Origin of the sequence: Bizionia argentinensis JUB59, assembly GCF_000224335.1 — a bacterium.
Classification (GTDB): domain Bacteria; phylum Bacteroidota; class Bacteroidia; order Flavobacteriales; family Flavobacteriaceae; genus Algorimicrobium; species Algorimicrobium argentinense.
On sequence record NZ_AFXZ01000009.1, the window covers coordinates 86360 to 98485 of the forward strand.

General features: G+C 34.3%; 14 protein-coding genes. 6 read left to right on the plus strand and 8 right to left on the minus strand.

The window, feature by feature from the left end; all coding sequences use genetic code 11:
- Positions 1–7: 7 nt before the first annotated feature.
- The 3 genes from BZARG_RS03495 (at position 8) to BZARG_RS03505 (ending at position 2739) form a co-directional block, all read left to right on the plus strand.
- On the plus strand, positions 8–757 hold the full coding sequence (locus BZARG_RS03495; protein WP_040287976.1) for a rhomboid family intramembrane serine protease: 750 nt from the start codon (positions 8–10) through the stop codon (positions 755–757).
- A 1-nt stretch (position 758) separates the two neighbouring features.
- On the plus strand, positions 759–1649 hold the full coding sequence (locus BZARG_RS03500; RefSeq protein ID WP_008635466.1) for a rhomboid family protein: 891 nt from the start codon (positions 759–761) through the stop codon (positions 1647–1649).
- A gap of 67 nt (positions 1650–1716) precedes the next feature.
- Positions 1717–2739, plus strand: coding sequence for an endonuclease/exonuclease/phosphatase family protein (locus BZARG_RS03505; RefSeq protein ID WP_040287977.1), 1023 nt, complete (start codon positions 1717–1719; stop codon positions 2737–2739).
- Here the strand turns inward: BZARG_RS03505 and BZARG_RS03510 are convergent.
- The 8 genes from BZARG_RS03510 to BZARG_RS03545 form a co-directional block, all read right to left on the minus strand.
- A complete protein-coding gene (locus tag BZARG_RS03510; protein WP_008635547.1) occupies positions 2731–3039 on the minus strand; it encodes a DUF6122 family protein in 309 nt (102 codons plus the stop codon). The two genes, BZARG_RS03505 and BZARG_RS03510, sit on opposite strands and share 9 nt — an antisense overlap.
- Positions 3039–3659, minus strand: coding sequence for a WbqC family protein (locus BZARG_RS03515; protein WP_008635451.1), 621 nt, complete (start codon positions 3657–3659; stop codon positions 3039–3041). The genes BZARG_RS03510 and BZARG_RS03515 overlap by 1 nt, the downstream gene beginning before the upstream one ends.
- A gap of 1 nt (position 3660) precedes the next feature.
- Positions 3661–4041 (minus strand): hypothetical protein, encoded by a 381-nt coding sequence (locus BZARG_RS03520; RefSeq protein WP_008635687.1) that lies wholly within the window; start codon positions 4039–4041, stop codon positions 3661–3663.
- 11 nt (positions 4042–4052) lie between these two features.
- A complete protein-coding gene (gene lepB / locus BZARG_RS03525; protein ID WP_008635430.1) occupies positions 4053–5648 on the minus strand; it encodes a signal peptidase I in 1596 nt (531 codons plus the stop codon).
- Between the two features lie 64 nt (positions 5649–5712).
- Positions 5713–6414, minus strand: coding sequence for a 4-hydroxy-tetrahydrodipicolinate reductase (dapB, locus tag BZARG_RS03530; protein ID WP_008635602.1), 702 nt, complete (start codon positions 6412–6414; stop codon positions 5713–5715).
- A 2-nt stretch (positions 6415–6416) separates the two neighbouring features.
- Positions 6417–7019 (minus strand): DUF5683 domain-containing protein, encoded by a 603-nt coding sequence (locus BZARG_RS03535; protein ID WP_008635375.1) that lies wholly within the window; start codon positions 7017–7019, stop codon positions 6417–6419.
- Positions 7009–7911, minus strand: coding sequence for a ParB/RepB/Spo0J family partition protein (locus BZARG_RS03540; protein WP_008635484.1), 903 nt, complete (start codon positions 7909–7911; stop codon positions 7009–7011). The genes BZARG_RS03535 and BZARG_RS03540 overlap by 11 nt, the downstream gene beginning before the upstream one ends.
- A 3-nt stretch (positions 7912–7914) precedes the next feature.
- Complete coding sequence (locus BZARG_RS03545) at positions 7915–8679, minus strand: ParA family protein (protein ID WP_008635473.1); 765 nt, start codon at positions 8677–8679, stop codon at positions 7915–7917.
- Positions 8680–9124: 445 nt separating this feature from the next.
- Between BZARG_RS03545 and nirK the strand changes: the two genes are divergently transcribed.
- Genes nirK through BZARG_RS03560 form a run of 3 tightly spaced genes read left to right on the plus strand, consistent with a single transcriptional unit; the run spans position 9125 to position 12089 of the window.
- Positions 9125–10588: a copper-containing nitrite reductase gene (gene nirK / locus BZARG_RS03550; RefSeq protein ID WP_008635545.1), complete on the plus strand. Its 1464-nt coding sequence runs from the start codon at positions 9125–9127 to the stop codon at positions 10586–10588.
- Positions 10589–10593: 5 nt separating this feature from the next.
- Complete coding sequence (locus BZARG_RS03555; RefSeq protein WP_008635567.1) at positions 10594–11373, plus strand: formylglycine-generating enzyme family protein; 780 nt, start codon at positions 10594–10596, stop codon at positions 11371–11373.
- A 2-nt stretch (positions 11374–11375) separates the two neighbouring features.
- Positions 11376–12089 carry an SCO family protein gene (locus tag BZARG_RS03560; protein WP_008635437.1) on the plus strand — a complete coding sequence of 238 codons (714 nt, stop codon included), beginning with the start codon at positions 11376–11378 and terminating at the stop codon, positions 12087–12089.
- Positions 12090–12126 lie beyond the last annotated feature (37 nt).

The window sequence follows — 12126 nt, forward strand, 5'->3', positions numbered from 1 at the left end:
CCTTATGATGAATAATATTACCGATACTGTCAAGCATTTAATTATTGTAAACGTGATTATGTTTATTGGTACAATAACCATTGCCAACGGTGCTTTTTACGATTGGTTTGCTTTGCATTTTCCACAAAATGCAACATTTCAAGCTTGGCAAATTATCACACACATGTTTATGCACGGCGGGTTTATGCATATTTTCTTTAATATGTTTGCCTTGTTTATGTTTGGAACAGCTGTAGAGCAACGTTTTGGAGCCAAAAAATTTCTATTTTTTTATATATCATCTGGTTTAGGTGCTGCCATTTGTATGATTGGATATTACTATTTTACATTTTATTCAGGACTCGACACATTAACGGAGGCTGGTGCTAATAAGGCACAAATTCTACAAACCTTAAATTCTGGTATGTATAATACGGGTTGGCAAGAAATAATGGGTGTTGCCGATATGCAGCAATTTATAGGTGTTTTTAATAGTACTATGGTTGGAGCATCAGGTGCCATTATGGGCGTTTTAGTGGCGTACGGAATGTTATATCCAGAATCCAAATTGATGTTAATTTTCCTGCCTATTCCTATTAAAGCCAAGTATTTTATACCAGGGATTATAGCATTAGATTTAATTTCTGCTATTACAGGGCAATCATTTTTCAGTCCAAGTAATACAGCATATATCGCACACATTGGTGGAGCCTTAACTGGTTTCTTAATTATGTGGTACTGGAAAAAAACACAGTTTAATAAAAACCGATGGGATTAATATGACAGACTTAAATAACGATATACGCAATAAGTTACAGAACCTCAATGTATTTGAGAAACTGATAGCTGTCAATTTAGGTGTTTTTCTAATTAGTTTAATACTATCGCTACTTTTTACCTTTAATTTAAATTGGCTTGAGCTGCCAAGCACATTCGATGCCTTTATAATGCAACCATGGAGTGTTATTTCCTATGCTTTTGTGCACTACGATTTTTGGCATTTTTTCTTCAACATGATTTGGCTCTATTTTATTGGTGGTATGTTTACTAACATGTTTTCTACTAAAATGGGCTTGAATATCTATTTTTTAGGTGCTATTTCAGGAGGTGTTTTATTTCTATTAGGTTATAATCTGTTTCCAAGCTTATTTCAATCGCCAACAAGATTAGTGGGTGCTTCGGCAGCAATACGAGCATTACTTATATTTCTATGTGCTTATATGCCTAGTATGGATGTAAAGTTTTTTACATTTAATTTCAAACTTTGGTACATTGGTGCGGCTATTGTTGCATTTGATGTATTGGGAGTTATAACTGGAATAAACGATCCTATCAACGGGAATGCTGGTGGTAATTTAGCGCATTTAGGAGGTGCCATTTTAGGTTATTTATATGCCAAGCAACTACTTCAAGGAAAAGATATTGGCAAAGGTTTTGAGAAACTTATGGATCAAGTAGCGGGTTGGTTTAAAAAATCTAAAAAATCACCATTAAAAACCGTTTATAAAAATAAGAACAAGTCAAGTAAAGTAGCGGGGTATTCAAAAGAAGAGTTCGGCGAATTTAATAATCAGAAGAAAATAGATCTGATACTTGATAAAATAAGTAAAAGTGGTTATGACGGTTTAACGAAAGCCGAAAAAGAGTTTTTATTTAAAGCTGGAAAATAATCGTCTTTTTTTAAGCATGGTATAATTACTACTTGAAATTACCGCAAGACAATTTTAGTCAATCTGTATGAAGAAATTGAACTTAATAGATAAATTTATATACCTGTTAAATGGTCTATTAGCGTTTCTTCTGCTGTTATCTTACTTGTTGCCTTTTGCGCCACCTAAAACATTTGCACTACTTTCTGTGTTGAGTTTAGGTGTGCCTTTTTTAATGTTATTAAATGTTATCTTCTGTCTATATTGGGTGCTTAAACTCAAAAAACAACTCATTTTATCTTTAGTCGTTTTAATTGTAGGCTACTTCAGTTTTGGTTCCCTGTATAAATTTTCTTCAATTGAAGAAATTGAACATGATAATGAGTTAAAAGTAATGAACTATAACGTAAGGTTATTTAATGTGTACGATTGGATTTCGGATAATGAAATCCAGGATAAAATGCTTAGTCTAATTAAAAGGAAGGCACCCGATGTTTTATCTATTCAAGAATACCACCCACATCCTAAAGTCGATTTATCTTTTTTTAAATATAAGTTTGAAAAACTATCCGGTAATAAAGTCCAATACGGACAAGTTATCTTATCTCAATACCCTATAATTAATTCAGGATCTATTGAGTTTCCTGATACGGATAATAACGCCATTTTTGCGGACATTGTAAAGGCCAATGATACCATTCGGATTTATAATATTCACTTACAATCGTTAAAAATAGACACAAATATTGATAACTTAAATCAAGAAGATTCCGAGCGTTTATTAAAGCAAACCAAAAAGACTTTTGTGAAACAGCAATTTCAAACCGAGTTGTTTTTGAAACATAAAAAAGCCAGTCCTTATAAAATGATTATTACAGGCGATTTTAATAATACGGCATTCTCTTATGTTTATAAGGAATTAAAGGGCGATTTAAACGATGCGTTTATACAAGCAGGGAATGGCTTTGGAAGAACTTATGACTTTAAGTTTTTCCCTATTCGAATTGATTTTATTTTAAGTGATCCTTCTTTTGAAATTACCAATTTTAAAACCATTGACGATAAGCATTCCGACCATTATCCTATTATGGCGACTTTAAAACTACATTAAGGCGCAATCGGCTAAATCCGCAATAATATGAACAACTAGTCCTATACCAATTAACCTAGTTTTCTTCGGAATTAATAAAAGCACATAAACGCCCATTGCCCAATAAGTATGCAAGGGATGAAAATTAATACTACATCTATTCGGATCGAAGATAGGTGTTGCTAAAAGATGGTCTAAATCGATAAGCATTGTGGCAACCATAATGAAGTAAGCCTTTAACCAAATTGTGCGGTAAAATGCCAACGCTATAAATAGTGGTAGTAAAAAATGTAGATTGTAATGAACGAGGTTTTGTAACATTACCAGAACGCTTTTTGTGACTGTAAATAATTTACGGCGTTAGGGCCTTCACTAAAAAGTAAATCTAAAATACTCAAGTTATTAATATAGCCATGTTTGTCACCGAAAACCTGCGTGTATGGTTCGAACTCTGGTGATTTTTGACCTCGAGCTTTTGCTAAATATCGTAAATCCGTATAAGTGTTAGGTTCTTTTTCAAAAAGGGTTGTTTTCTTTATATCTAACTCCAATTGAAGACAATCGCAAATAGTATCAAAACATTTCATATTAAAATCGAATAGGGAAGAAACAGGTTCTTCAAATAAATGTATTAATTCATCTTCGTAATATTCGAAAAATGGGGATGTACGATAAGCCGTTTCTAAAGATTTCCAATGGTTTCGTTGCCAGTTTTCTTCATTACAAGCTTGAACGTTAATATAATGTTGACGTTCTTTTTGGGTGTGAATTACGGGAGTATTTAAACTTAACTTACCATTGGCAGCATAAATATAAGTGCGATTCCGGTAGGTTTGCTTCTGGAAATTATCAGCCGTTTCAAAAGTGACAGTTTTTGCCTGACTAATAGCTACAAAATGGGCAATGTTTGGTAAGTATGTTGGGTGAATAAGTAATTTCATATTAATTAATAGCTAACGTATTCAATTCCAAATCTAACAATTTCAAGGACTCTACATCCAAATGACGCGTATTTATAACTAATTTAGAATTGGCTGTGGTTAAGGTATAATCACCCGCATATTTATGAATATCAATAATATCGCTTATTAGTAATTTGTTTTTATGAAGGGTGTTTTTGAAAACAAAGCCATTTTCTATAGTTATATACTGCGTTTTAAGCATATAGAAATAGTGAGCAAAGTATAAAATTCCAAATAAAACAGTTGGATAGGATATCCAAGAACTACTGCTTGATGAAAGCATAATAAATCCAAAAACGAGCCACATAGTACCTAAATAAAGGTTTATACGTAAGGCTCGTTTATGATATTTTAACTTCATGATATCAGCTTTTAAGCATTTTCCTTTTTATGCATCCGCCATTTATTAAAACCAAACCAAGCGGCCAATAATACTAAAAATGGAATAAAATATGAAACTGGTTCACCACTACCATGTACAGTTGTAAATAAACGTTCCCAACGTATTTTTTCTTTAATTCCTTGACCATTGGCATTCCAACTCATCCAAATAAATACAGGTTTTCCAACCACGTGATCAAACGGTACAAAACCCCAAGAACGTGCGTCTAATGAGTTGTGGCGGTTATCACCCATTAGCCAATAATAATCTTTTTGAAACGTGTAATTTGTAGCTACTTTACCATTAATGAGTATCTGATTCCCTTTAATCTGCAATTTGTTGTTTTCATATTCAGTAATAGCACGTCTGTAAAGTGGTAAAACATCTAAATTTAAATCGACAGTTGCACCAGCTTGCGGAATATATAAAGGACCAAACCAATCATTGTTCCAGTTATAATTAGAGTCATGAGGAAAAACACTCGCCTCACGTTCGCCCTCTTCACGATTTAAACGTTCAACACTCTTAACGTTTGGATGGTTTTTGAAACGAGCTAAATTTTCATCTGAAATACCTGGAAAATAACTCATCGAGTAGTCCTGATTGTACTGCGGGAAATCGGTTATATTATAACGCTTGGATAAATTGTAGTTATTAAAAAGGCCGTTTTTAGTTTCTACTCTATAAGAAAATTGCAATTTTGCACGATCTGGCAGGACATTTTGTTTACCGTTAATAAATACAAAACCATTACGAATTTCGAGTGAATCGCCAGGTAAAGCAACGGCACGTTTAACGTAGTTTGTTTTCTTATCAACCGGTTTGTAATAATTTCTATCGGCTGCTTTATACATGTTGTATAAAGTATCTACGGGCCAATTGAAAACGACAATATCATTTTGAGCAATATTCTGAAAACCAGGTAAACGCAAATAGGGTAGGGACAACTTATTTATGAATGAGGTGTTTCTTTTTTCAACATTATCATCATATAAATATGATTTTTTATTCAAAATCGGAATAGTATCATGAACCATTGGTGCCGCTACAGTAGTCATAGGAACACGTGCTCCGTAATGAAATTTACTTACGAATAGGAAATCGCCGACTAACAAAGATTTTTCTAAAGAGGATGTTGGAATTGTGTAGGGTTGGATAGCATAGGTATGCACAACCGTGGCAGCAACAATAGCAAAAAGTATAGAGCTTACCCAGTCTCCAAGTGTCGTTTTTGGTTGTAAACTTCTGTCTTCAATGTATTTTACATCTGCAATATAATTTAGATAGTAGTTATAAAACCCTAATGTGAATAAAGCCAAAACAGTATCTGTAGTTGAGTTTTTACCGAAACTTCTAGCGGTTTCTACCCAAACTACAGGAAACATAATAAGGTTAACAATAGGTAAAAAGAGTAATATTGTCCAATACCACGGCCTATTTATAATTTTCATTAAAATAACCGCATTATAAACAGGAACGAAGGCTTCCCAAGCTTGTCTACCTGCTTTTATATATAATTTCCAAGTTCCTAAACCGTGAATAACTTGAATAATTAGAATTATTATTAGCCAATGTAAAAGTGCCATATATTTTTTGTTTTGTCTTTAATTTGTAGTTGTCACGTCTATATTGTTACGTAACATTTTGTTTTTAACCAATGTTTAACACATCTTTCATCGTAAACACACCTTTTTTATCTTTCAACCATTCGGCAGCAATTATAGCGCCCAATGCGAAACCTTCACGGCTGTGCGCTTCATGTTCCAATGTAATGGTGTCCGTTTTGCTGGTGTAAGCAACGGTATGCGTACCGGAAACATCATCTATGCGTTTGGCTGTAATAGGAATAGTATTTTCTTTTTCGGAGACGAGATTCCAGTCGGTGTAATTGTCGTGTTCTGCAATAATAGTTTCAGCGAGAGTAATGGCAGTTCCACTTGGGGAATCGAGTTTTTGAGCGTGATGAACCTCTTCCATAGCCACTTTATAGGCGTCTAATTTCGACATCATTTTAGCCAATTGTTTATTGAGTTCAAAAAAGATATTAACACCCAAGCTAAAGTTAGAAGCATAAATAAAGGCACCATTCTCTTCTTTGCAGAGTGCTTCTGCCTTTTCTCGGTTCTCCAACCAACCTGTAGTTCCTGAAACAACAGGAACGCCATGTTTAAAGCATTTTATAATATTAAAAAAAGCAGCTTCGGGTACACTGAAGTCGATAGCAACATCCGCTTTCGAAATATCGTAACCAGCTTCATCATTCGTTTTTATAATTATTTCGTGACCGCGTTCTATAGCAATTTTCTCAATGGTTTTACCCATTTTACCATATCCTAAAAGTGCTACTTTCATACTTAAAATTTATAATTAATGGTTAAACCTAAATCGCCTGTTTTATCAAAATCATTAATTTTGTAATGCGGTACTAATGATAAATTGTCATCTACATTATATTGTAGTAGATGTGCATCGACGTTGGCGTCAATAATATTAAGCGCATAAATACCAATAGTTACTAGTAGTGATAGTTCGCGATTTCGACTCAAGGTTTTTTGAGCCTCGCGTAAACCATCATCACTAATAGTCCCATAAAATTCATCATTGGTAAAACCTGCTAGCCGACTTTTATAAGCCGATCGGTACCGTTTGTATTCTTTATTATTATCTAAATAAAAATAGAGACCAGCACCAATTCCAGCGTAAACAATAGGGATTTTCCAATATTTTTTATTGTAAGCTTGACCGAGTCCCGGAAGAATTGCCGAGTAAAAAGCAGCTCGAGCTGGCGCTAATGGATCTATAGGATCAGTAACGATATTATTGGCTTGTACTTTTAATTTTTCAGGCTTTTCTGTCTGGGCATTTTTTTTATCTTCTGAATTTTCATCCTCTTGCGCCCAAATATTGCCACAAAAAGTTAATATAACAACAAGCGCTATAGCATATTTATTCCGCACCTTTTACTAGTTTTAATATACGATTAAAGTCTTCTTCCGAATGAAAAGGAATAGAAATATTACCTTTCCCATTCTTTGCTACTTTAACGTTGATTTTATGACCAAAGTATTCAGAAAAATCATCAATTCCTTTTTTAACAAATTTAGGAACTTCTTCCTTTGCTTTTGGAACTTTAACTGCTTTGTCTGATTGTAAATCACGAACTAATGTTTCCGTATCACGAACCGACAGTTTATTAGAAATTATTTTCTCATAAATATCTAATTGAAGTACTTGGTCTTCAATGGTAATTATTGCGCGACCATGGCCCATAGAAATAAAACCATCGCGCATACCAGTTTGAATAATTGGATCCAATTTTAGTAAGCGTAAATAATTGGCAATCGTGGAGCGTTTTTTACCCACACGATCACTCATTTGTTCTTGAGTTAGATTAATTTCATCAATTAATCGTTGGTATGATAAGGCAATTTCAATAGGATCTAAATCTTGACGCTGAATATTCTCAACCAAAGCCATTTCAAGCGATTCTTGGTCGTTAGCAATACGAATATAAGCTGGAATGGTTTCTAAACCTAGTAATTTGGACGCTCTAAAACGGCGCTCCCCAGATACTAATTGAAATTTATTAAAATCGAGTTTACGAACTGTAATAGGTTGAATTACGCCTAATTCATTAATAGAAGAAGCAAGCTCACGCAAGGTTTCTTCATTAAAATTGGTACGTGGTTGAAATGGATTTATATCAATAGAATCAAGGTCCAACTCCACAATATTACCAATAACTTGATCGGCGTTTTTATCCTGACTCGTTTTTATATCGTTAGCAGGATCTTTTAATAAAGCGGATAAGCCTCTACCTAAAGCCTGTTTCTTATTTGCTTTCGCCATGATCTAGGAATTTTTATTAATAATTTCTTTTGCTAGACTTAAATAATTCGTGGCACCTTTACTACTTGCGTCATAATTAATAATACTTTCACCGTAACTAGGCGCTTCACTTAAACGCACATTTCGCTGAATAATAGTCTGAAAAACCATGTCGTTAAAATGCTTCTGAACTTCTTCAACCACTTGATTTGATAATCGTAAGCGCGAATCGTACATGGTTAGAAGGAGACCTTCAATGTCCAAGTCCGGATTATGAATTTTTTGAACACTTTTAACCGTGTTTAATAGCTTACCTAAACCTTCTAGAGCAAAATATTCACATTGAATAGGAATTACTACCGAATGTGCAGCTGTTAAGGCATTTAGTGTTAGCAAACCTAATGATGGTGCGCAATCTATAAGAATATAATCGTAATCGTCCACTATATCAACCAATGCTTTTTTAAGCATATATTCTCGTTGATCTTTGTCTACAAGCTCAATTTCTATAGCAACAAGATCAATATGTGCTGGAATAATATCCAGATTTGGCGTATCAGTTTTCATAACCGCTTCTCTGGCTGTAGTTGTATGCTCAAGCAATTGGTAGGTTCCAAGTTCTATTGTATCTACATCAATTCCCAGACCCGAAGTCGCATTCGCTTGTGGGTCAGCATCAATAAGCAGTACTTTTTTTTCAAGCACGCCCAAAGACGCCGCTAAATTTATAGATGTGGTCGTTTTTCCAACACCTCCTTTTTGGTTAGCAATTGCTATAATTTTACCCATTAATAAGATTGGTTTATTTACGTGTAAAAATACAATTATTTGTGAGTTTAGAAAATGGAAGTTGTTAATAAACCATAAACACATTGATATATCCTGTAAATGAGTGGGTTAATAGGTTCTGAATACTCTAATACTTTATCAACGTCTTTCTAAACCATATTAATTCTAGTTTAGCTAACTGAGAATGTTTTTTTCATAATTATTTAATAATAAATTTGAAAAGACATCTATTTATAACGATTATAAAAAGTCTGTCTTCCCCTCAATTATTAACGGTAAGTATTGTAAAAGCAACAATTATTGCTACTTTGAATTTTCGGAATCCTATAGAACCTGACAAATGTCATATTACAAACTATACTTGTTAAGTATATTTGCTAGGTAAAGAAGATGAAACTATCCGAATTACAGAAGCTAAAACACTAATCTATTATTACACATTATTATGAAAAAACAAAAGACCATCAAACATGTTTACTCACCTATTCTATTGTTATTATTAGCAGTCTTTTTTACGGGTTGTTTTGATGATGAAGAAAAAACTTATGAGAGTTCGGCAGATATTCCAGTTAATCGAGAAATGATTGCCGAGTTAACATCGCCACCACACGTACCGACGCCAATTGGTGATAGAAAAGCGAAGAAACTTATTGTTAAAATGGAAATTCTTGAGGAAGAAGGCGAAATGACCGACGGTGTAAAGTATATGTATTGGACATTTGGCGGAACCGTTCCTGGGAGTTTTATTAGAACACGCGTTGGGGATGAAGTGGAATTCCATTTACAAAATCACCCAGACAACAAGCTACCACACAACATTGATTTACATGCGGTAACTGGTCCTGGAGGTGGAGCAGAGTCTTCATTTGTGGCACCAGGTCACTCTAAAGTTTTTTCATTTAAAACTTTAAATCCTGGACTATATGTATACCATTGTGCTACGGCTCCTGTGGGAATGCATATTGCAAACGGTATGTATGGTTTAATTTTAGTTGAACCAGAAGGTGGTTTAGCACCTGTAGATAAAGAATACTATATTATGCAAGGTGATTTTTATACGAAAGGTGCAAATGGCGAACGTGGATTACAACCATTCGATATGAAAAAAGCGATTGATGAAAGAGCCGATTATGTCGTGTTTAACGGTAAAGTGGGTTCACTTACAGGCGATAATGCTATTACCGCTAATGTTGGTGAAACTGTAAGACTGTTTGTTGGTAATGGTGGACCGAACTTGGTGTCATCTTTCCATGTAATTGGTGAGATTTTTGACCGTGTTCACGTAGAAGGTGGTAGCTTGGTTAATGAAAATGTACAAACGACATTAATACCTGCAGGTGGCGCAGCCATTGTAGAGTTCCGTGTAGATGTTCCTGGTAGCTTAATTATGGTTGACCACTCTATTTTTAGAGCCTTTAATAAAGGAGCTTTAGGAATGCTTAATGTAACTGGTGAAGAGAATAAGAAAATTTATTCTGGTGAAATTCGTGATGATATTTATTTACCTGAAGGTCCTGGTATTCAAACTATGCCAACTACCGATGAAATTGTAGAAGCAGATATTCCTGCAAAATCATTTGAAGAGCAAATGGAATTTGGAAAACAAGCGTATATGCAAACCTGTTTTGCTTGCCACCAAGGAGAAGGTCAAGGCGTACCAACTGCTTTTCCTCCATTAGCAAATTCGGATTATTTAAATGCTGATGTAGATCGTGCTATTGGTGCCGTACTTTTCGGTTTAACGGGTGAAATTACCGTAAATGGTGAAGTTTATAACAGTGTCATGACGAGACAAACCTTATCTACAGACGAAGTTGCAAATGTAATGACCTATGTTTACAACAGCTGGGGTAATTCAGGACAAGTTGTTACCAGAGAGATGGTAGAAAAAGTTAAAAACAAAAAATAATTAATATGAAAATCCAAGTCTTTAGATTGCTGCTTATTTTATTAGTGTTTCAACCTATTGTTTACGCACAGTCTGAAGGCATGGTATTCATTGAAGGCAGTCGCTATATTCCTTTATACGGTCGAGACTCTACTGTGGTTGAAGTAAAAGATTTTGAAATAGATGTTTATCCGGTAACAAATTCTGAATATGCAGATTTTGTTGCCAAATATCCAAAATGGCAAAAGTCCAATGCTATAAAATTATTTACCGATAAAAGTTATTTAAACAATTGGAAAAACGATTTAGAATTTAAAAACTCTGAATTACCTAATAGTCCTGTAACGTATGTTTCTTGGTTTGCAGCCAAAGATTATTGCGAGTGTCAAGGTAAACGTTTGCCAACTGTTGATGAATGGGAATATGCAGCTATGGCAGACGAAACTACCAAAGATGCCCGTGTAAAACCTTCTTATAATGAACAAATCTTATCATGGTATGAAGCGCCAAGATCTAATGAAAATACTGTAGGATTAAATAACAAAAACGTCTGGGGCGTTCATGATTTACACGGTTTAGTGTGGGAGTGGACAATCGATTTTAATTCGGTTTTAATAACCGGCGAATCGCGTAAAGATGTGGATAAAGATAATAACCTATTTTGTGGTAGTGCTGCCGTAAATGCAACCGATTTAATGAACTATGCAGCTTTTATGCGTTATGCTATTCGTGGAAGTTTAAAAGCGAAATACTCTATGAAAAACCTAGGTTTTCGCTGTGTTAAAGATGTAAATAAGATAGAATAAAGATGAAAACACTAAAATATATACTTGTTATGCTGTTTACAGTGGTAGCAATTCAAAGTTGTAATTCTGATAAGAAAGCCGATATGAATATCGCTGAAGTTTATCAATGTCCAATGGAATGTGAAGGTGATAAAACCTATACAGAACCAGGAAGTTGCCCAGTTTGTAAAATGGATTTAACGCTAGTAGAGTTAACATCCAAAACACTTGCAGATGAAAGTATTTCTGAAGAATCAATTTTCAATTTAACATCTAAATGGCATACCGAAGAAAATGAGGTTATTCAATTAAAAGATTTAAAAGGAAAAACCTTGGTTATGGTAATGATTTATACGTCTTGTAAAGCTGCTTGTCCTCGTTTAGTGGCCGATATGCGGAATATAGAAGCACAACTTCCAGATGAAAAAATTAAAGATATCCAATTTGTAATGGTTAGTATTGATCCAGAAACCGATACGCCAGAACGGTTAAAAGCTTTTGCAATAGAAAATATGATGGATGAAGAGCAATGGCTATTTCTTCAAGGTACGGAAGGTAGTGTTCGTGAATTTGCCAACGTACTCTCTGTAAAATATAAAGAAATTTCGCCTATCGATTTTTCACACTCTAATATTATTTCTGTTTTTAATGCGCAAGGTGAATTAATGCACCAGCAAGAAGGTTTAGGTGTAAATAATAAGGAAACGATTGCGTCCATTTTAGAAGTAACGCCTTAATAAAGTATTTAGAACATATTGTTTCAGTGCTTTTTTA